At 61.8% G+C, this 21,164-nt stretch carries 19 protein-coding genes; 14 read left to right on the top strand and 5 right to left on the bottom strand.

Going from position 1 to position 21,164, the window contains the following annotated elements; all coding sequences use genetic code 11:
* Positions 1-92: 92 nt before the first annotated feature.
* Positions 93-914: an aldo/keto reductase gene (locus ABOC32_RS18495; RefSeq protein WP_426808310.1), complete on the bottom strand. Its 822-nt coding sequence runs from the start codon at positions 912-914 to the stop codon at positions 93-95.
* On the bottom strand, positions 902-1,807 hold the full coding sequence (locus ABOC32_RS18490) for a LysR family transcriptional regulator (RefSeq protein ID WP_426808309.1): 906 nt from the start codon (positions 1,805-1,807) through the stop codon (positions 902-904). Before ABOC32_RS18490 ends, ABOC32_RS18495 begins: the two co-directional genes overlap by 13 nt.
* 140 nt (positions 1,808-1,947) lie before the next feature.
* Here ABOC32_RS18490 and ABOC32_RS18485 point away from each other — a divergent pair, with 140 nt between their 5' ends.
* From ABOC32_RS18485 to ABOC32_RS18445, 9 genes are all read left to right on the top strand, one after another.
* The gene (locus ABOC32_RS18485) at positions 1,948-2,646 is read left to right on the top strand and encodes a CoA transferase subunit A (protein WP_043197372.1); all 699 of its coding nucleotides are present in this window, start codon (positions 1,948-1,950) and stop codon (positions 2,644-2,646) included.
* Positions 2,647-2,681: 35 nt separating this feature from the next.
* Positions 2,682-3,338, top strand: a complete 657-nt coding sequence (locus ABOC32_RS18480; protein ID WP_016499568.1) for a CoA transferase subunit B — start codon at positions 2,682-2,684, stop codon at positions 3,336-3,338.
* Positions 3,339-3,510: 172 nt separating this feature from the next.
* Positions 3,511-4,929, top strand: coding sequence for a short-chain fatty acid transporter (locus tag ABOC32_RS18475; protein ID WP_426808308.1), 1,419 nt, complete (start codon positions 3,511-3,513; stop codon positions 4,927-4,929).
* 186 nt (positions 4,930-5,115) lie between these two features.
* On the top strand, positions 5,116-5,658 hold the full coding sequence (locus tag ABOC32_RS18470) for a helix-turn-helix domain-containing protein (RefSeq protein ID WP_426808307.1): 543 nt from the start codon (positions 5,116-5,118) through the stop codon (positions 5,656-5,658).
* Between the two features lie 250 nt (positions 5,659-5,908).
* Positions 5,909-6,085 carry an EPS-associated small membrane protein EppA gene (eppA, locus tag ABOC32_RS18465; RefSeq protein WP_016487266.1) on the top strand — a complete coding sequence of 59 codons (177 nt, stop codon included), beginning with the start codon at positions 5,909-5,911 and terminating at the stop codon, positions 6,083-6,085.
* Between the two features lie 266 nt (positions 6,086-6,351).
* Complete coding sequence (locus ABOC32_RS18460; protein WP_016499571.1) at positions 6,352-6,909, top strand: polysaccharide biosynthesis/export family protein; 558 nt, start codon at positions 6,352-6,354, stop codon at positions 6,907-6,909.
* A gap of 24 nt (positions 6,910-6,933) precedes the next feature.
* Positions 6,934-8,049, top strand: coding sequence for a hypothetical protein (locus tag ABOC32_RS18455; RefSeq protein WP_426808306.1), 1,116 nt, complete (start codon positions 6,934-6,936; stop codon positions 8,047-8,049).
* Between the two features lie 19 nt (positions 8,050-8,068).
* Positions 8,069-9,631, top strand: coding sequence for a GumC family protein (locus tag ABOC32_RS18450; RefSeq protein WP_426808305.1), 1,563 nt, complete (start codon positions 8,069-8,071; stop codon positions 9,629-9,631).
* Between the two features lie 11 nt (positions 9,632-9,642).
* On the top strand, positions 9,643-10,449 hold the full coding sequence (locus tag ABOC32_RS18445) for a CpsD/CapB family tyrosine-protein kinase (protein WP_043197365.1): 807 nt from the start codon (positions 9,643-9,645) through the stop codon (positions 10,447-10,449).
* 130 nt (positions 10,450-10,579) lie between these two features.
* Here the strand turns inward: ABOC32_RS18445 and galE are convergent, their stop codons facing one another.
* The 3 genes from galE to ABOC32_RS18430 all read right to left on the bottom strand — a co-directional run bounded on the left by galE (position 10,580) and on the right by ABOC32_RS18430 (position 15,783).
* Entirely contained in the window at positions 10,580-11,545 is a 966-nt protein-coding gene (gene galE / locus ABOC32_RS18440) for a UDP-glucose 4-epimerase GalE (RefSeq protein WP_426808304.1), read from the bottom strand.
* 105 nt (positions 11,546-11,650) lie between these two features.
* Positions 11,651-14,251: a cellulase family glycosylhydrolase gene (locus ABOC32_RS18435; protein WP_426808303.1), complete on the bottom strand. Its 2,601-nt coding sequence runs from the start codon at positions 14,249-14,251 to the stop codon at positions 11,651-11,653.
* Between the two features lie 5 nt (positions 14,252-14,256).
* Complete coding sequence (locus tag ABOC32_RS18430) at positions 14,257-15,783, bottom strand: O-antigen ligase family protein (protein ID WP_426808302.1); 1,527 nt, start codon at positions 15,781-15,783, stop codon at positions 14,257-14,259.
* 95 nt (positions 15,784-15,878) lie between these two features.
* Here ABOC32_RS18430 and ABOC32_RS18425 point away from each other — a divergent pair, with 95 nt between their 5' ends.
* The 5 genes from ABOC32_RS18425 to ABOC32_RS18405 all read left to right on the top strand — a co-directional run bounded on the left by ABOC32_RS18425 (position 15,879) and on the right by ABOC32_RS18405 (position 21,161).
* Positions 15,879-17,255, top strand: coding sequence for an oligosaccharide flippase family protein (locus ABOC32_RS18425; protein ID WP_426808301.1), 1,377 nt, complete (start codon positions 15,879-15,881; stop codon positions 17,253-17,255).
* A 236-nt stretch (positions 17,256-17,491) separates the two neighbouring features.
* Entirely contained in the window at positions 17,492-18,958 is a 1,467-nt protein-coding gene (locus ABOC32_RS18420; RefSeq protein WP_426808300.1) for an FAD-dependent oxidoreductase, read from the top strand.
* Between the two features lie 103 nt (positions 18,959-19,061).
* Complete coding sequence (locus ABOC32_RS18415; protein WP_426808299.1) at positions 19,062-19,679, top strand: acyltransferase; 618 nt, start codon at positions 19,062-19,064, stop codon at positions 19,677-19,679.
* Positions 19,672-20,628, top strand: a complete 957-nt coding sequence (locus ABOC32_RS18410) for a glycosyltransferase family 2 protein (RefSeq protein WP_426808298.1) — start codon at positions 19,672-19,674, stop codon at positions 20,626-20,628. Before ABOC32_RS18415 ends, ABOC32_RS18410 begins: the two co-directional genes overlap by 8 nt.
* 8 nt (positions 20,629-20,636) lie before the next feature.
* Positions 20,637-21,161, top strand: a complete 525-nt coding sequence (locus ABOC32_RS18405) for a serine O-acetyltransferase (protein ID WP_426808297.1) — start codon at positions 20,637-20,639, stop codon at positions 21,159-21,161.
* Positions 21,162-21,164 lie beyond the last annotated feature (3 nt).

The raw sequence follows: 21,164 nt of genomic DNA, 5'->3' as shown, positions 1-21,164 counted from the left end.
GCGTGCCCGCGAAGCAGCCACCGCGTTGCATCGGTGTTCGCGGGCATGCCCGCTCCCACAGGGATCGCGTTCTGGTCCAGATTGCGCTCGCCCTACACCATCGCCAACCGCTGCTTGCGTGTCGGCGCCGGGAACGCCCGGTCGATCGCCCGCAGGTCTTCGCTGTTCAAGGTCAGTGCACCTGCGGCCGCATTCAGCCGCACATGCTCGGGCGCCACGGCTTTGGGGATGGCGATCACCCCATCAGTGCGGGTCACCCACGCCAGGCTGACCTGGGCAGGTGTGGCACCATGGCGCTCGGCGATTTCTGCCAGCACCGGGTGCTGCAACAAGCGCCCGGCCTGGGCCAGCGGGCAGTAGGCCATGGTCGGCAGCGCGCGCTTTTCGCACCACGGCAGCAGGTCGAACTCGATTCCACGCTGGGCCGGGTTGTACAGCACCTGGTTGGTGGCGCAGTCAGGTTGGTGCAGTTCGCGCAGGTCGTCGACGTCGAAGTTGGACACGCCCCAGCGCTTGATCTTGCCTTGCGCGCGCAAACGCTCGAAGGCTTCGACGGTTTCTTCCAGCGGGTGTTGGCCACGCCAGTGCAGCAGGTACAGGTCGATGCAGTCGGTACCCAGGCGGGCGAGGCTGCGCTCGCACGCGGCCGCCATGCTGCGCAGGCTGGCATTGTGCGGGTACACCTTGCTGACCAGAAACACCTGGTCGCGGCGCCCGGCAATGGCCTGGCCAACCACTTCTTCCGCCCCGCCTTCGGCATACATCTCGGCGGTGTCGATCAGGGTCAGGCCCATCTCGATACCCTGTTGCAGGGCTGCCACCTCGGCAGCCTTGCGGCTGGAGTCTTCACCCATGTACCAGGTGCCCTGGCCAATGGCCGGAACGCTCGAACCTGCCAGTTTCACGTAACGCATGTCACCTCCGGGATCCGGGTATTGGAAAGCAGAACCTCAAGCAGCGCCTGGGCTGCAGTGGAAAGCTTGTGTTCGCTGAGGGCAATCACGCCGATGCGCCGTTCGACGGTGGGCTCCACCAGCGTAATGCAGCGGGCGCCGAGTTCCTGCATCTGGTTGATGCACAGCGCCGGTACGGCACTGACCCCCAGGCCGCTGGCGACCATGCGGCCAATGGTTGCCAGCTGGTGGCTCTCGAATGCCACGGCCAGTTTGCCGTGGTGGGCAGCCACATTCTGCTCCATCAGCAGGCGCACCGCCGAAGGGCGTTGCAGGGCCACGAAGTCTTCAGCCATCAGCTGTGCCCAGCTGACCTGGGGCAACAGCGCCAGGGGCGAGTCGGCCGGGACCACCGCGACGAATCGGTCCAGGTACAACGGGCGGAAGTCCAGGCCGTCGATGTTGTCCGGCTCGAAGCCGATGCCCAGTTCGACGCGGCGATGGCGTACCAGTTCCAGCACCTGTTCGTTGATCACGTCATGCACCGTGACGTTGACCTTGGGGTAGCGCTGGCGAAACACCTTGAGCGAGTGGGGCAGGAGGTTGCCGGCAAAGGCGGGCATGGCCGCCACCGACACCCGACCCAGTTGCAGGGTGAAGCGTTGGCGCAGCATCTCTTCAGTGTCGTCCCAGTCCGCCAGCAGGCGCCGAGCCAGCGGCAGCAACACCTCGCCCTCGGCGGTCAGGCTGACGCTGCGTGTGGTGCGGCTGAGCAGGGCGCCGCCGAGGTTTTCTTCCAGGGCCTTGATGGTCAGGCTCAGGGCGGGCTGCGAGATATGCAGGTGCTCACCGGCCTGGGCGAAGCTCTGGTACTTGGCCACGGCGACAAAGGCACGCAGTTGCTTGACGTTCATGGCAGGCCTATTGTTTGTTTTGTAAAAGTTATCAATCGATGACGAAAACAAAATTAACAAATCAGTCGCGTGCGGTGAAGATGTCTGCACACGCTCACCGACAGCCTCGTCGGTTCTACAACTACAAAAGGCGGATCAGCATGGCCGGACTGGACAAGCGCGTTGCAACCTACGAACAGGCCCTCGAAGGCCTGACCGACAACATGACAGTGCTGGCCGGTGGTTTCGGCCTGTGCGGCATCCCGGAAAACCTCATCAGCGAAATCAAGCGACGCGGCGTCAAGGGCTTGACCGTAGTGTCGAACAACTGCGGCGTCGACGGCTTCGGCCTGGGCGTGTTGCTGGAAGACCGGCAGATTCGCAAGATGATCGCCTCCTATGTGGGTGAAAACGCCGAATTCGAACGCCAACTGCTCAGCGGTGAGCTGGACGTGGAGCTGACTCCTCAGGGCACCTTGGCCGAAAAAATGCGCGCCGGCGGTGCCGGAATCCCGGCGTTCTTCACCGCTACCGGCTACGGCACCCCGGTTGCCGAGGGCAAGGAAGTGCGCGAGTTCAATGGCCGCAAGTACATCCTTGAAGAATCCATCACCGGTGACTTCGCCATCGTCAAGGGCTGGAAGGCCGACCACTACGGCAACGTGGTGTACCGCAACACCGCGCAAAACTTCAACCCGCTGGCGGCCACCGCCGGCAAGATCACCGTGGTCGAAGTGGAAGAGATCGTCGAGCCCGGCGTGCTGTTGCCCAGCGAAATCCACACCCCGGGCATCTACGTGGACCGTGTCATCGTCGGCACTTTCGAAAAGCGTATCGAAAAGCGCACCGTCAAGGCCTGAGCGGCCTCTACCAGAACAACAAAGAGATCCTGACCATGGCACTGACCCGCGAACAGATGGCGCAACGCGTCGCACGTGAACTGAAGGACGGCTACTACGTCAACCTGGGCATCGGTATTCCGACCCTGGTGGCCAACTACGTACCCGCCGACATGGATGTGATGCTGCAATCGGAAAACGGCCTGCTCGGCATGGGCGAATTCCCGACCGAAAGTACCCTTGATGCCGACATGATCAACGCCGGCAAGCAAACTGTCACCGCCCGCCGCGGTGCCTCGATTTTCGATTCGGCACAATCGTTCGCCATGATCCGTGGTGGCCACGTCGACCTGACCGTGCTGGGCGCCTTCGAAGTGGACGTGCAAGGCAACATCGCCTCGTGGATGATCCCCGGCAAGCTGGTCAAGGGCATGGGCGGTGCCATGGACCTGGTGGCTGGCGCCGAGAACATCATTGTCACCATGACCCACGCCTCCAAGGACGGTGAGTCCAAGTTGCTGGCGCAATGCAGCCTGCCGCTGACCGGTGCCGGCTGCATCCGCAAGGTGCTGACCGACCTGGCCTACCTGGAGATCGAAGACGGCGCCTTCATCCTGCGCGAAACCGCCCCAGGGGTAAGCGTTGAAGAGATCATCGCGAAAACCGCCGGCAAGCTGATCGTGCCGGATGATGTGAAGGAAATGACCTTCTAGTTACCCGCATCACACCGCCCCCTGTAGGAGCAGCCTTGTGCTGCGAAGCGGCCAGTGCAGGCATTCACATAATGTTTGTCTGCACTGGCCCCTTCGCAGCACAAGGCTGCTCCTACAGGGGTTTTGTGTTTTTGCTGATTTATCCGATAAAACCAATAAAAGGAATTCGACTGTGGCCGCTGAAATTCAAGACAGCCGTTCCGCGCGCTTTGCCTTGCGCTGTTCCAACTGGGCCGAACGCTGGTTCCCCGACTCCTGGGTGTTCGCCGCCCTTGCTGTGCTGCTGGTGTGCATCGGTGCCCTGGCCATGGGGGCCAAGCCGACCGACACCGCCAAGGCCTTTGGCGATGGGTTCTGGAGCCTGATCCCGTTCACCATGCAGATGGCCTTCGTGGTCATCGGCGGTTACGTGGTGGCCAGCTCGCCACCCGCCGCACGGCTGATCGATCGCCTGGCGCGCATCCCCGGCAATGGTCGCTCGGCAGTGTGCTGGGTAGCGCTGATCTCGATGCTGGCGTCCTTGCTCAACTGGGGCCTGTCGCTGGTGTTCGGTGGCCTGCTGGTACGCGCACTGGCGCGGCGCACCGACCTGAAGATGGACTACCGCGCCGCCGGCGCGGCCGCCTACCTGGGCCTGGGCGCAGTGTGGGCACTGGGGTTGTCATCGTCGGCGGCGCAGCTGCAGGCCAACCCGGCCAGCCTGCCACCTTCGATCCTGTCGATTACCGGGGTGATCCCGTTCACTGAAACCATCTTCCTCTGGCAGTCCGGCGTCATGCTGGCGGCGCTGGTGGTGGTCTCGCTGTTCATGGCCTACGCCACGGCCCCAGGCCCGAACAGCGCGCGCAGTGCCGAAGACTGCGGCGTCGACCCCAGCTTCACGGCGCCACCTGCACCGCAGCGCACCCGCCCGGGTGAGTGGCTGGAGCACAGCCCGATCCTGATCCTGCTGCTGGTGGCCCTGGCCGCTGGCTGGCTCTACCAGGAGTTCGCCACCAAGCCTGCGATTACTGCGATCTCCGGGCTGAATACCTACAACCTGCTGTTCATCATGCTCGGTGCCTTGCTGCACTGGCGCCCGCGCAGCTTCCTTGACGCGGTGGCGCGCGCCGTACCGACCACCACGGGTGTGCTGATCCAGTTCCCGCTGTACGGTTCCATCGCGGCCATTCTCACCCAGGTGAAGGGCGTCGATGAACAGACCCTGGCGCACCATATTTCGCTGTTCTTCACCCAGATTGCCACCCATGACACCTATGCCGTGCTGATGGGGGTGTATTCGGCGGTACTGGGCTTCTTCATCCCTTCGGGCGGTGGCAAGTGGATCATCGAGGCACCGTACGTGATGCTGGTGGCCAACGACCTGCAGTACCACCTGGGCTGGGCGGTGCAGATCTACAACGCGGCCGAAGCCTTGCCGAACCTGATCAACCCGTTCTACATGCTGCCGCTGCTGGGCGTGCTGGGGCTCAAGGCGCGCGACCTGATCGGCTTCTCGTTCGTGCAGTTGCTGGTGCACGTGCCGCTGGTGCTGGTGCTGCTGTGGGCGCTGGGGACGACGCTGCAGTACGTACCGCCTGTGATGCCATGAAGGCAGGGCCGCTGTGCGGCCCATCGCCGGCAAGCCAGCTCCCACAGGTACGGCGCATGCCTCGAAAGTGATGCTATATTTGTGGGAGCCTGGCTTGCCGGCGATGGGCTGCAAAGCAGCCCCAGCATTTCCTGGGCAGTTTACGTATCATTGCCAGGCTGCCTCAGCCTGGGAAACCCGCGTCACATGTCTATCCGATTGAAACTGCTGCGTAAGAAACTGGGAATGACCCTGGAAATGTTGGCCGAGAAGACCGGTATGACCAAAAGCTACCTGTCGAAGGTCGAGCGCGGCCTGAATACACCCTCGATTGCCGCCGCGCTAAAGCTCGCCCGGGCGTTGAACGTCAACGTCGAAGAGCTGTTTGCCGAAGAGCAGGTCGGCCAGAGCCGCTACAGCCTGGTGCGCCATGGCGAACGCCAGGCCCTGGTCGGCGATGGGCAAGGCCCGGGCTATGCAGCCCTCACCAGCCAGGTCGGGCAGCGCAGCCTGCTGCCGTTCCTGATCCAGCCGCCGCCCGAGTTCAGCGACCCCACGTTCAAGGAACACCTGGGCGAGGAGTTTCTGTTCGTGCACGCAGGCCAGGTGGAGGTGGACTTCATGAGCGAACGGGTGCTGCTGGAGCAGGGCGATGCCTTGCATTTCAACGCCCAGACACCACACCGACTACGCTCGGTAGGTGCCCGGCCGGCGCAATTGCTGGTCGTGGTTCACCACGCAGACGAATAAAACCACAGGGGGCAGGGCACGCCCCCACGTATTCTCATCCGTGAAACGCAGCCTCCATCGCAGCGGCATTTCTTTGCATAATTTGCATGTCGACATTTTGACGAATACGCCCATCTCCCATTGAATTTTATTATGGTGTCGGATCATTGACGTAGTGTCATTGTGCCCATAAGCTCAAGTCAACAGCGAAACAACTCCCGCCACACCGAGCAAATAACTAATTGATTTTCCTGTTTTTTTGGAGGGGCGTATGCGCACGACTCTGATTATCAAATCGATGTTCTTGCTGGTGTTGCTGAGTGGTGCTGCGCGTGCGGCCGATTCGTATGTAAACCAAAACAGTATCATTCCTGTTTCAACCGCCGGCTGGTTGTTGGCCTTCGCGGTTGTTGGCTTTGTGCTGGTGGCAAACAGAAGAAAAATCTGAGGCTGACCGGCTCCTTTCCAGAGCGGCCAGAGGTTGTTGCAAGCCCGGGGCCTGGCTTGTGAATTTCCCAACCGTTGCTATATTCCCAGTAGCCATTGAAAGGCCTTGGTTGCAGAGCAATGCAGCCCTCCTGTAAAGCGTCAAGGTTGGGGCCTCCAGGAAGGTTGAGGCCATCGCGGCGGGTTTAAGCCGCGAAGCAGAGCGAGAGTTGGTGTGCTGTTCTCATTCAGTGCTCTTTTTCGGGCCATTTGGCCGGAGGGACCCTCATGATGCGTTCATTGATTGCCGCATTCTGCGTGCTGACCGTGTGGTCCAGTGCCGGCAACGCCGATCAGAGTGGTGCGGCTTACCTGCTCAGCCCCGGTGATGTGGTGATGGTTTCGGTGTGGCAGGAAGACAGCCTGCGTCAAGAAGCCACCGTACTACCCGATGGCAGTATTACCTTCCCCTTGGCCGGGCGCATCAATGTTGCCGGGCTGGATGTAACGGCAGTCGAGAAGCAAGTGGCTGCCAAACTCGAAAAATTCCTCCCCGATCCGAACGTCAGCGTTGTCGTCAAGAGCATCGCCGGCAATCTGGTCTATGTCCAAGGCAAAGTGATCAAGCCGGGGCCCGTGCAGATGGCGGGGCCCACCGCAGTGCTTCAGGCGCTGAGCATGTCGGGCGGCCTGGACAAGTTTGCTGACGAAAGCGATATCAAGGTGGTCCGCGGCACCGGCGCTTCCCAAAAGATCCTGCCCGTGCGATATAAGGACCTGGTGTCTGGGCGGGACATGTCCACCAACATCCAACTTCAGGCTGGCGACACGCTGGTCGTTCCTTGATCTTGCCTTTAATAAGAACATTTAATGCCTCTTCTTAGAACAACTCGCATTGCAACGGCAATCTTGGTCTTGCCGTTCACGGACGCGGTCCTGGCGGCAAATTGGCAGTCTACGGTGGTGGTACCGACATCCGTCGAATATGACAGCAACCCGTTGTTGCTGACGTCGGGGGAAAAGGGTGTAACGCGCACGATCATCGCGCCGGACTACACCCTGATCGGTACCTTCGACCAGGACGAATTGAGGTTGGGGCTGGGCATGCATGTGTTGCGCTCGTCCGACACGGATGTGGTCGATGACCGTGAAGACCCTGATATCAGCCTGGGCTGGCAGCGCACCACCGAGCGTGGGCGTTTCGGCCTGGTGGCGCGCTACAACGAAAGTTCGACCCTGTCGGGGACCGTGCTGGATACCGGGGTAATTACCACCGACGGTACGCAAAAGCTCTACACCCTGACCGGCAACTGGAGCCAGGCGGTTACCGAGCGCAGTACGTTGAGCAACGAAACCACCTTCAACCGTGCCCGTTATGACATCAGTACGCTGACGGGCTACGACGAACTGGCAAACGTATTTACCTGGACCTACGCCTGGAGCGAGCGGGCCGACGTGTATACCCGCTTCGGGGCCCGACGCTATGAGCCCGAGCAGGACCTTACCGCGACCGCCTCCAACAGCTACACCCCGGCAGTCGGCATCAAGTACCAGCTTGCCGAGGGTTTGAGCGCCGATGCCCACATTGGCGTCAACCAGGTGTCTGGCGATGGCGGCGGCCGACGCGGGGAAGGTGGACTGGCGTTGCTGTACACCGGCACGCGTGCCGATGCCAGCCTGACCGCCGAGCGCAGCACGGTGGCCAGTGCCGAAGGCGGCTTCGCCGAGCTGGACCAGGTGCGTGGTGTGTGGAGCTATGCGCTCACCGAGCTGTCCCGGGTGGGCGCTGACGCTGCCTGGCAAGACAGCAAAGGGCAGAGCCCTAATACATTGCAGACTTACAGCGTCTGGGCCAGCCGCCAGTTTTCACCGTACTGGGACCTGCGCCTGTCGCTTATGTACAAGGAACGGCAACAGGACCGGGCGCCCGACGCAACCGCTACGATCGTTGGTTTGACGTTGACGTACAGGTACCCCGACATCTGAACTTCAGGCAGGTGGCCCCATGAAGTCTGACTACGAACTCTCCATCAGAGATTACATCGCCATTATCAAGGACAGGGCCCTGGTGTTAGGGGTGAGTGCCGTAGTCATTCTTGCCGCGACCGTGGCGGTCGCGTTGATGGTGCCGCCGCTCTACCAGTCGACCGGCACCATTCTTGTGGAGTCGCAACAGATTTCCCCCGAGCTGGTGTCGACCAACACCACCAGCTTTGCCGATGAGCGCATCGAGGTGATTCGCCAGCGGGTGATGACCCGTGAGAACCTGCTGCGCATCATCGACAAGTACAACCTGTTCGCCGACAAGCGCTTGAGCGAGTCCGACAAGATCGACCAGATGCGCAATGCCATCGTAGTCGAAACCCTCACCACGTTCGTGCGCGGGCGAGGCGAGGCGACGGTTGCGTTCAATGTGTCCTTCGAACACAAGCAGGCGGAAGTGGCCAAGGAAGTGGCCGACGAACTGGTCACCCTGTTCCTCAACGAAAACCTCAAGCAGCGCACCGAGCGGGCCAACGAAACCACCGAGTTTCTGACCCAGGAGGCCAACAAGCTGGGGGCCGAACTGGCCAGCCTGGAAAACCAGTTGGCCGATTTCAAGCAGGCCCACGCCAATGCCTTGCCAGAGCACCAGACCCTGCGCATGAACATGCTCTCGCGTTCGGAGCTGGAGTTCCGCGAAGTCGACCGTGACTACAAGGCCGCCCAGGAAGAACTGCGCTACCTGGAGCTGGAGTTGTCAGCGGCCAATGCCGGCCTGGCCACCAAGACTACCGAAGGCAGCAAGCCAGCGAGTGCCGACCAGCCCCAGGACCTGCCAAGCCTCAAGGCTGAGTACGCCCGGTTGCTGACCCGCTACAAGGAGGCCCACCCGGATGTGGTGGCGGTCAAACGCAAGATACAGGCGCTCGAAGCCAGCGGGGGTGGCACGACAACAGCGTCCTCGGTCAGCCTCGATGTGGCGCGCGTGCGGGCCAAGATGAGCGCGGCGCAGGATCGTATCAGTTCGCTGGCCGACCAGAAGCGCGAGCTGACCCGGAAGATGGACGGCTACGAGGCCGAGATCCTTGAGGCGCCGCAGGTCGAGCGTGGCCTGGTGACCTTGATGCGTGACCACGATAACGCGCGCAAGAAGTACGAAGAAATCCGCGCCAAGGAAATGGGCGCGAAGATTACCGAAAGCCTGGAGCAGGAGAACAAGGCCGAACGCTTCGTGCTGCTGGAGCCACCGCTGATGCCTGAAAAACCGATCAAGCCCAATCGCAAGAAGATCGCTGCGTTGGGCCTGGTACTGGCACCGGCAGGCGGCGGTGCCCTGGTGATGTTGCTGGAAATGCTCAACCAGCGCGTGCGCGGCGTCGGCGCGCTGGAAAACCTGCTGGGCAAACGGGTGCTGGTGGCAATCCCCTACATCGATACCCGGGCCGACGTGGCCAGGCGCAAACGCTGGCGTAACTGGCTGATCCTGGCGGCACTGGCGTTGGCGGCTATCATGGTAGTGCTGGTGCACGTCTTCTACATGCCACTGGATGTGCTGTTGTACAAAGTCATATCTCGGTTTGCATAGGGAAAGCAGTGATGGACAGGACCAAGCCGACTGTTGGCAACAATATTCACCAGGTTACCCCGGGTACCCCCCAGGCATTGTCACCCGCCCCCGGCACCGCCCTGGCGGAAGTGCCTGGCCAGTTCGATTATGTGAACACCAAAGTGGTGCCGCTGCGGGCGGACCATCTGGAGCGCCACCGCATCGTGGCGTATAACAAGAACTCCAACATGAACGGGCCGATCGACCTGCTGCGCACGCAGGTGCTCAGGGCCATGGAGGAGAACGGCTGGCGTACCCTCGCCATCACCTCGCCAACGCCTGAGGCGGGCAAGACGGTGCTGGCGATCAACCTGGCCATGAGTATTGCCCACCACACGACCAAGACGGCGTTGCTGGTGGACTTTGACCTGCGCCGGCCCAAGGTGGGTAGTACCCTTGGCCTGCCCATGGAGCAGGCGCTGAACGAGTACCTGACGGACAAGGCCGAGTTGCAGGAATGCCTTGTAAACCCGACGTTGCCGCGCTTTGTGGTGTTGCCGACGCGGGTGCCGGTGCCGATGTCGACCGAGATGCTGTCGTCGCCCAAGGTAAACAACCTGATCAGCGATTTACGCAACCGCTACGACTCGCGCATCTGCATTTTCGATTTGCCGCCACTGCTTAGCTCTGACGATGCGATCACCGTCATACCCAAATTCGATTGTGTACTGCTGGTGGTGGCCAACGGGATGAACAACAAGAAGGAAATCGAGGACTGCCTGCATCACCTGGCCACGGTGAACCTGATCGGGACAGTGCTGAACAAGGCCGACGAGCAGCCACGCACGTATTACTAAAGTCCTGAAACCATGCTCTTGTAGGAGCAGCCTTGTGCTGCGAAGAGGCCAGTAAAGACAACACATTTTGTGGATGTCAGCACTGGCCTCTTCGCAGCACAAGGCTGCTCCTACAGGAATTGAGACCCACTCACCGGGCCCAGGGATACTGCAACTCCCACTGCCACGCATGTCGCACGATCTGCTCCAGCGAAGCAAACTCCGGCCGCCAGCCCAGCACCTGCAGCGCCTTGCTCGCATCCGCCACCAGCCGTGGCGGGTCGCCAGCGCGGCGTGGCGCGTCAAGGGCATTGATCTGCCGCTTGGTCACCGCCCGGGCGGTATCGATCACTTGCTGCACCGAAAAGCCCAGGCCGTTGCCCAGGTTGAACGCAGCGCGCTCGCCACCCGCCAACAGGTAATCCACCGCCAACGCATGCGCCGTCGCCAAATCGGCCACATGCACGTAGTCGCGGATACAGGTGCCATCCGGGGTATCGTAATCCCGGCCAAACACCGTCACCGCCTCGCGGCGGCCTGAAGCGGCCTGCAGGATCAGCGGGATCAGGTGGGTTTCCGGTTCGTGGCGTTCACCCAGCTGGCCATCGGGGTCGGCACCGGCGGCATTGAAGTAACGCAGGCATACCGATTTCAAGCCATACGCCCGGTCAAAGTCCTCGAGAATCTGCTCGACCATCCATTTGCTCAGCCCGTAAGGGTTGATCGGCCCTTTGGCATGCGCTTCATCGATCGGCACGTACTGCGGGTTACCGTAAACGGCGGCACTCGAAGAAAACACCAGGTGCCTGATGCCGGCATTCACCATCGCCTGCAGCAGGGCGAGGGTGGCTGCGACGTTGTTCTGGTAGTACTTGCCGGGAGCGCTGACGGACTCGCCTACCTGGATGAACGAGGCAAAGTGGAACACCGCATCGAAGTGACAAACGCCGAACAGCACATCCAGGGCCGCTTCGTCGGCAATGTCGAGCTTGGCCCACTGGATGCCGGGGCCAGGCGATACCAAGTCGGCCACCACCACCTCATGGCCGGCACCGAGCAGATGCTTGACCATGTGCGAGCCAATGTAGCCCGCACCACCCACTACCAGAAATTTCATCCGCACCTCCTGGAATCTGCTGTTTACAGACGCAGTGAACCGTCCCTGAAACGTGCAGGTGGGATGATCAGCTACAGGTGAGCTGAGCGTAGATGGCCCTATACCCTATTTCAAGAACAGCCAGTTGGACATGTAGTTGCCGTCGAACGTAATGCTGTACTGCCCATTCTTGTAGTCCACCGGCAATGCCTTCAACTGTGCCTGTGCATCGCGGGCGAACAGTTTCAGACCGGCGGGTGCCTTGATGGTCAAGCTGCCTTCAAGCGGTTCGACGTTGAACGGTGTCTTGTCATCGGCCTTGGGCATGGCACGCGTGCCCAGTGACAGCAGCAGCTCACGCGACTGGCCCAAGGGTTTGCCGTCCAGGCTTTGTACCGCGACGCTGGCGTAAGGCGTTTTCGTCTGTACCTGTACTGCACCCAGGTTGATCGAGCGACCACCCAGCCAGCCGGTGGCGGCCTGGGTCAGTGGTGTGTCGATGGTGTAGATGCCTTGCTGCCAGTTGCGCTTGAGCTCGCCGGTGTCGGTCACCGACTCCGTGGCATCGGCGGCCAGCAGCGATTGTTCCGGGTCCTGCAGCACTTGCGCGCCAGACGGGATGGCAGCGGGTTTCAGCCAGGGCAGTTCCGGTGTCGGCGGCAGGGCGATCTGCAGTTGGCCCTTCTCCATGGCAGTGCGCAACAGTACCGAATTGCGCGGGGTGATCTCCTGGTTGTAGAGGGTGGCGGGCGTCGGTGCGAACACGTAGCGGGTGGTGGCCGGCTTGACGTCCGCACGGCGGTAGAGCAGGGCGGCCGCGGGCAGGGTGGCGATCATCGCCGGGTCGTTGTACGCGTGCCAGTTGTCCGCCGTGCGCCAGCCCGGGTTGAACCCTTGCTGGCTGTAGGCGTACTGCATCATGGCGTCCCAACCCTGGTGGCTGGCAGTACCGGCCACGTACAGCGGCAACGAGTGGCGGTCGGGCAGCGGGAACGGCTCGGCGTTCCACTCGGTGACGGTCAGCGGTTTGCCGACCACCTGGGCGGCGGCGATCCAGTCGATCATGCCGTCGCTGGTCAATGGGTTCTTCTCCAGCTGGCCAATGGCGCCATAGCTGTGGGCGTCGACTACATCCCCTGCGGTCAGCGCCGGCAGTGCGCTGAGGCCGTTGCCGCCCCAGGTGCTGGTGGTGGCAATCGGCACTTTCACGCCCAGGCCACGCAGGTGGGCGATCATGTCGGCGTTGAAGCGTTGCTCCAGGTTGTTGAGGAACAGTTTCGACGGACCATGTTCCCAAGCACGCCAGGTAAGGTCGGCGGGTAGGTCATGCTGCCTGGCGAAGGCTTTGGCTGCCGCCATGTAGCGCTCGCTATGGCGCGGTACATCCTTGTCCGGCATCAGCGCGTTACCGTAGTGCTGGGTGAGGTCGTTTTCGTTGGTGATCAGCACGGCGGCGATGGCCGGGTCGTCCTTGTAGGCCAGGCCGGTGTATTCGTTCACGTGGGTCAGGTATTGCTCGGCAAAGCGTTTCATTGCCTTCTGGATACTGTCGTTGACGTAGGCGTAACCCTTGAGGTCTGCGCGGCCCTCCTTCTCGGGCAGCTCATCGAAGTCTTCAATGTTGTCGTTGGCGGTCAACGCACGTTGCACGTGCATGTCCAGCCAGATGTAGATGCCTTCGTCCTTGAGTGCCTTGATCCACAAGTCGAGCTTGCGCAGCGATTCGGCGCTGAGCTGCTGGGTATCGCGCACCAGGGTGCCGTCGCCAAACACGTTCGGGCTGACCCACGGCGAGTCGTGGTGGTGCAGCCGCACCAGGTTGAAGCCCAGTGCCGACAGGCGCTTGGCCTGTTGGCGGATTTCTTCGTCGGGGCTCTTGAACAGCGAATAGGCAGACAGGTTGGTCCCCCAGAAGCGCACCGGGGTGTTGTCTGCAAACATCAACTGTTCACCGACCGCCTTGACGAAGCCGCGCTTGCCGGCGGGCTTTTCCGCGGCGTTGAGGAACGACAGGTCCACCGGCGAGGTGCGCCAGTCCAGCTGGTCATCGGGCCAGCTGGTGGGGTCGGCCAGGCCAAAACGCTCGGTGGGCGTAGGGCCCAGTTCGATGTCGCCGGTAACGTTGAGCACCGCCTTGAGCTGCTGCTGGCCGGCGTTGATCGGGTCTTTGTAGAGGAACGCACGCAGCTCGGACGGGTTGCCACGCTCAAAATAGACCTTGGCCAGTGGCGGCTCGAAGCGCATCTCGACGCGCCGGCCCTGGTCGGCCTTGCCCCACGACCAGCCGCGGTTGTCGGGCAGCAATTGCGGGGCGCCCATGTCGCCGGCGATCTGCGCCGGGTCGAACTGGAACACCATGCCGCCGCCCATCACCCCGGCCTGGCGGCTGTGGGCGGTAAGGTCGAAGGCCCAGCTCAGGGTTTGTGCCTGTTCCTTGCGGATATCCGCCTTCAGGTCGAAGTCCAGCTCCTTGTTCTTGCCCAGCAACGTGTAATGGTAGGGGCCATTGACCTTGAAGTCGGTGTAAAAGCCGGTCCAGCTCCAGTTGGCCGCCCAGAAGACGAACTTGGCTTTCATCACCGGCCCGCCGCCGTATGTCACCGTAGGCAGGCCATTCTGTTCATCGACACTGACCTGCCACTGCGAAGCCCAGCTGGCCAACGGCAGCAAAGCCAGGCCAGCCATGGCCGAAGCCTGCACAAGGTGACGCAGGGTGAGCACATTCATGGACATTACCTGGGTTGAAGGCCTGCATCGGCCAGCTCGGTGGCCTGGCTATCGTCAAGCCGTCGGACCATCTGGATGTAGGCCACGCCAAGGCCTGCGATTGACCAGTACACCACCGGGATGAAGGTGATGCTGCTGACGGTGAAGATAATCACCAGAATGCCGATCAGCGTCGCCAGCAACACCCGCCCGAGCTGTCGTCGCTCGTCGTCCTTGTCGGCAAAGCTGCGCATGGCCTTGCGGATCCCCAGCAGCACCACGGCGAAAAACGCCACGAACAGGCCAAGTCCGACCAGCCCGACCCGCAGTGCGAGGTTGATGTAGGTGTTGACGATGTCGATGATGCCTTCGCCCTGGATCATCGATTGCATTTCCGGGGTGTTACGGAAGTCGAACGAGCCGAACAGCGGGTTTTGCTGAATGACGATCCACGAATTGTCCATCAGCCGCTCGCGGTAGGTGATGTTCTCTTTTTCCAGGTTGCCAATGAAGGGCAGCAGGTCCAGCACCTTTTCGCCGCCGGGCACGATGGTCAGCAAGGGCAGGGCGAGCATGCCGGCAGCCGCCAGCAGCGTCAGGCGCTTGACGGCCCCTTTGCCCAGGGCGATGAACACCACCACGATGACCACCACGCCGATCCACGGGCCACGGGACAAGGGCGCGAACAGCCCGGCGGCCAGCAACAGCCCGCCCATCGCCCGCTGCAGGGGGCTGCGAACATAACCCTGAACGAACAGGAACAGGCCAATGGCCACGCTCATCACATAACCCAGTGCGATGGCCTGCCCGGTGGTGGCGCTGGCACGCAGCGCGCCGCCACGGCTCAGGTACCCGGACATGCTCCACGGCACCCCCATGGCGTCCACCAGTGCGCTGTACAGCAGCCAGTGGCGCACATACTCGGCCACGGCGATCAATGCCAGTACGAAAGAGGCGAGCACGAAGGCCAGCAGGGTGTCCTTGAAGTCGCTGATCTGGCGCAGGCCACGGCTGGCGACGTAATACGGCAGGAAGACGTCGACATACAGGTACAGGGCCTGGCGCAGCGTGTCGGTGAGGGTGGTTTCGCGCAGGTACAGGACGCTCATCAGCACCAGGCCGGCCGCCAGCAATTTGTCGGGCCAGCTGCGGCCAAAGCGCGGGGTGTCGCCCTGCCGGCGCAGTTCCAGCGCCGCGGGCAACAGTACGCACAGGGTCAGCAGGCGGATGTGGTTGAGGTCGACCAGGTAGTTGACCACGCCAAACCCGGGTACCTGGACCGACGCCGGCGGAATCAGGAACAGCAGCATGTAGAACAGCGCCATGGGGTTGTGCTCGCGGCGCCCGGCAATGAACAGGATGACGGCGCCCGCGCCCAGATACAGCCAGAAGCTGTGCGAGACGAAGGCCAGCACGGTGAGCAGGAACCACAAATTGCGCCGGCGCATGAAGTCGCCCAGCGGTATAAGGTCGGTGGCAGGCCGCCGTGCCAGCAGAAACACCACGCTTGCCAGAAACAGGATGACGATCAACGCACGGAAATGTTCAGGCATCGGCTATGTACACCTTTCCCTCGGTGGGCAACGGCTAGCATCGTGGCTAATTGAAACTATAGTGACTTTTAGCCAATCAGTCAGAGATTGAAGTCATGCCGTCGATTGATGTGTCAGCCTCCGCAAGCCTGCGCCAGCGGGCAATGAGGGCCGGGTCATGGAACCTGGTATCGCAGGTGGCATCACAGGTCATGCGCCTTGGCGGCAACCTGATCATGGCTCGGCTGCTGCTGCCGGAAATGTTCGGGGTGATGGTTATCGCCACCACCGTTTCGGTACTCCTGCATTTGCTGTCGGACGTAGGCCTGCGCCAGAACATCATCCAGAGCCATCGGGGTGACGACCCGGACTTTCTCAATACCGCCTGGACCGTGCAGATCATCCGCGGCTTCCTGTTGTTCGGCCTGACCCTGCTGCTGGCCCTCGGCGCCTGGCTGGCCCAGCTGGCTGAGCTGTGGCCGGCAGACTCCACGTATGCCGCGCCCGTATTGCCAATGGTGCTGGCGGTTACCGGGCTGTCGGCGCTGATCTGGGGTTTCCAGTCCACCAAGATAGATGTGGCTGTACGAACTTTCCAACAAAAGCGCGTGGTGCTGGTGGACCTGGCGTCGCAAGTGGCTGGGCTGGTGGTGATGCTGGTACTCGGCCTGCTTACCCATTCGATCTGGGCGCTGGTGATCGCCGGCCTGGTTTCGGCCGTGGCCTGGACCGTGCTGGGCCATACCGCCCTCGAGGGGCCAAATAACCACTTGCGCTGGGACCGCACGGCGCTCACCGAACTGATCGTGTTCGGCCGCTGGATCCTGTTGTCGTCGATGGTGGGCGTACTGGCCATGTACGGCGACCGTATCCTGTTTGGCGCCAGTATGTCGGCGGCGCAGCTAGGCGTATATTCGATTGCCGTGCTGATCCTTGGCGCGGTGCAGATGGCACTGATGAAAATTGTCGGGGCCGTGGCGCTGCCTGCCTTCAGCGAAGCGGCCCGGGCCGACGACAAGGAGCGCCTGAAGGCGCTGTATTACCGCTTCCGTCTGCTGGTCGACCTGCTGGTGCTGTTCATCTGCGGCGGTTTTTTGACCGCCAGCCCTTTGCTGATCGGCTGGATGTACGACGAACGTTACAGTGAAGCCGGCCCGATGCTTGCAATTCTCTCGCTGTCGTTCCTCACATTGCGCTATACATTGGCACATCAGGTGTGGATTGCGCTGGGCCTGACCAAATACCAGGCCATGGACAACATCATCCGCCTGGTCTCGCTGTGGGGGCTACTGCCGCTGTTGCTGGCGATGGGCGGTGTGGACTGGGCGATCTGGGGGGTTGCCCTGCATACCGTGCCAACGCTGGTGCTGATCGTGTATGTGAATTGCAAGCTGGATATCTTCAGCCTCAAGCGTGAGCTGGTGGTGTTGCCGATGTTGCCGGTCGGGGCACTGTGCGGGGCATTGCTGACAAGCTTTTTCAACTGGCTGTGATACGCCTGGTTGAATGAAACATTCATGGGGACAGGGCACGGAATCATGGGGAAGCTCACTTTTTGTTCTGGGCAGCTGGGGCGTAGAGGCTTTCTCCAGAGTTGTGTCTTGCTGGGCGTAGGCAGCGCCGTGTTCGGCGCTTCAACGGCTGTTGCGGGCAAACCTGCCGAAAAAACCGGGTACGTGGTGATCAACGGCTGGGTATTGCCGTCCCGCTACTTTCGGAACGAGCACGCATGATCAAGGACTATCAGCAGCACAAAGCGCTGCGTGACCACTATGACTTCTGCATCATTGGTGCAGGGCCGGCCGGGATCACCCTTGGCCTGCGCCTGGCCACCGCCGGCTGGAGCGTCTTGCTCGCCGAAGGCGGGGGGCGTGAGTACTCACCGCACTCACAAGGCTTGTACGCCTGTACCTCTACCGGCCTTGAGTTGTATGCAGAAGAAACCCGCCTGCGTTACCTGGGCGGCACATCGAACCACTGGGCTGGCCGCTGCCGGCCCTTTACCCCCTCCGATTTCACCATCGCCCCCCCGGGCGACTTGCCGGGCTGGCCGATCCCTTACTCGGAGATCGAAGGCTACCTGCCGGCCGCCATGGACATTGTCGACCTGCCGCCCGGGTCGGACTTTCATGCCATGAATACCGGCCTCGGTGGCGGCGATTTCGAGCCTGACCGCTTCCTGCTCAGCCCGCCCACGCGTTTTGCCCAGAAATACGCCACGGCACTGGAGCAGACCAAGGGCCTGGACGTGTTCATCAACTGCAACTGCGTTGACCTTGAGTTCGACAAGGCGTCCGGGCACCTGACTGCGGTGGTCCTGTCCGACTATGAGCGTAAACGCCAGCGCCTGGTTGCCCGACAATTCATCCTGGCCACGGGCGCAATCGAGAATGCCCGGCAACTGCTCAACAGCGAGTCGTTGCGGGCAGCGGGCGTGGTGAGCAAGGACGGCCTGACTGGTGGGTGCTTCATGGAGCACCTGAACATCGACCTGGGCACGTTCATCCTCAAGTCCGGGGAGGACCCGGAGCCGCGCCAGTACTACACCACCGATGCCTTCGTCGACGAGTACAAGGCGGGCAAAGGCAACGTCACGGCCGCCTTGCTGGCCGATGTGCAAACCTATGGGCGCACCGCCGAGGTCAAGCATTTTCTTGAAAACCTGGCCTGTGACTGGGGCTTTGCCAGCAAGGTGGCGTTCGTCGCCAAGTTCAGTTGCCCCGGTGACGGCGTGATCAGCACCATGATCGAGCAGTTCCCCAACCTGCACAGCCGCATTTCGCTGCTGGACGAGAAGGACGCGCTGGGCGTGGCCAAGGTCAATGTCAATTGGGCGCTGACCGCCGACGACCGGCACACCATCAAGTGCATTGGCAGCGAGCTGGCCAAGCAATTTGCCGACATGGACCTGGGGTTCGTCAAGCTGAACGACTTTGTCTATGACACGTCGGTGCCGCTGAAAATGGCACCGCATGCCCACCACATGGGCACCACGCGCATGGCCGCCTCGCCGCAGTTCGGCGTTGTCGATGCCAATTGCAAGGTGTTCGGTACCGAAAACCTGTACGTCGCCGGCAGCAGCATCTTTGCCAAGGGTGGCGCCTCCAACCCGACCATGCCGCTGTTGCAGTTTGCCGTGCGGCTGGCCGACCACCTCAATGCCAAGATGACGGCGGCCAGTGGCGCCGTGGCGTGATGCATGTTGTACATGGGTGAGTGCGCTGCGGTCAGCACCTAAAAGAACGAGACCGGAACGCCTCAGGACACTTCAGATTGTTCAGATCGCGAGGCCAGGGAGTATGAAGGGATGGATACGCAAGGCAGTGGCGCACTATGCCCATGCAACCGGGCGAGGGGGCACGTTCTACAGGAGGTTCTGCAAGCCTTCAGGGCTTGAATGGGGTGCCTACCTCGCCCGTTGGGGCAACTTTCACTCGGTCGGCAGCAACTTCTTCGTCAATACGGGCTGCAAGTTTCTCGACCCTTCACTGGTTCGCATCGGTAACAGCGTGGGCTTGTCCGACTGCACGCTGATCGGTCATGACGGCGTGGTACTGCTGATCGAACACCGCTTCGGCAAGCACCTCGATTCGGTCGGTTTCATCGACATCAAGGACAACTGCTTCATCGGCCATGGTGCGATCGTGATGCCCCGCGTGACCATCGGGCCTGAGTCCATCGTGGCCGCAGGGGCGGTGGTGACCAAGGACGTACCGCCAGGCACTGTCTATGGTGGCAACCCGGCCGTATTCATCTGTACCACCGAGCAGTTGATCCAACGGGTCGAGGCCCGTTGCGAATCCTACCCATGGATCGACCTGGTCAAGCAGCGCAAAGGCGCCTACGACCCGGAAGTGGAACCGCAGTTGATGGCCCAAAGGCGGCAGTACTTCTTCGGGGACAGCAAAAATGGCTAGCAAACCGGTGGATGTCATGGTGGTCAATTTCAATACTGCCGGGCTGCTGCAGCCGATGTTCGATGCGTTGCGCCGGGCCGACAGCGAGCGGCTGGCCAGCTACCTGGTGGTGGACAACGCCTCGCGCGATGACTCGGTGCAGCGCATGGGCCAGGTGTGCCCCGAGGCATTGCTGCTGAGCAACAAGCAGAACGTGGGTTTCGGGCGGGCCAACAACCAGTTGCTGGCGCACCTGCAGGGCAAGTACGCCTTGCTGCTCAATACCGATGCCTTCGTTGCCGCCGACTCCCTGCAAAAAACCCTCGACTACATGGACGCCCACCCGGAGTGCGGCGTGCTGGGGGTGCGCCTGGAAGGCCGCGACGGCGATCTGCAGCCCAGTTGCCGCTACTTCCCGACACCGCTCAACGTGTTTGTCGGGCGTACCGGGTTGGGGCGGTTTTTTCCGGGGTTGAAGATGGTTGATGAAATGACCTGGGACCACGCTTCGGTGCGCGAATGCGACTGGTTGCCGGGTTGCTTCTACCTGGTGCGCCGCGAAGTACTGGACAAGGTGGGCCTGTTCGACCCGCGCTACTTCCTTTATTACGAAGAGGTGGACCACTGCAAGCGGGTGAAGGAGGCGGGCTGGAAAGTGGTGTTCTACCCGCATACCACGGTGGTACACATCGGTGGTGAAAGCTCCAAGTCGGTGGCAGAGCTGGAGGCGGCCAGCCGGCAGATCTCGTCCTACCAGATCGAAAGCGAGCTGTTGTATTTCCGCAAGCATCACGGGGTGTCGGGGCTTGCCCAGCACATGCTGCTGGTCACCCTGGGCGACCTGGTACTGGCACTCAAGGCGCTGTTGAAACGACGCGGCTGGGGGGCGATTCAGGCCTGCTGGCGTCATTGCCGGGCGACCTGGTCACTGTTGTTCAAGACCCGCTACGCCACCCAACCGACAAGGTAGGTAGAGCCATGTTCGAGAATATTCGTGCCGACCTGCGGGCCCATGGCGGAGACTGGGGCGCCCAGGGGTTCTGGGTATTGCTGGTGTATCGCTTCGGCCGCTGGCGCTACACCGTACGCCCGGCGCTGCTGCGCAAAATCTTCTCGCTGGTCTACAAGGTACTGTTCAAGTTCGTGCAGATCATCACCGGCATCGAACTGCCGTGCGAAGTGGTGATCGGCCGCAACTTCGTCATCGACCATTTTGGTGGCATCGTCGTCAGTGGCTATGCCCGGTTTGGCGATGACTGCCGCATCCGCAACGGTGTGGTGGTGGGCCTGAAGAATGTCGACGAGCCGATTGCCCCGGTGTTTGGCAACAACGTCGATATCGGTACCGGGGCCAAGGTGCTGGGCAGCATCCGCATTGGCAACAACGTGATCATCGGCGCCAATGCCGTGGTACTGGTGGATGTGCCGGACAATTGCCTGGCGGTAGGGGTGCCGGCGACCATCAAAGCCCGGCAGCCAGCCGCCACGGCGCCCGTCGAGTGAGGC

This window comes from Pseudomonas sp. WOUb67 (assembly GCF_050058005.1).
In the GTDB taxonomy this organism is placed as follows: domain Bacteria; phylum Pseudomonadota; class Gammaproteobacteria; order Pseudomonadales; family Pseudomonadaceae; genus Aquipseudomonas; species Aquipseudomonas putida_R.
This window is presented reverse-complemented; position numbering and strand designations above follow the sequence as displayed.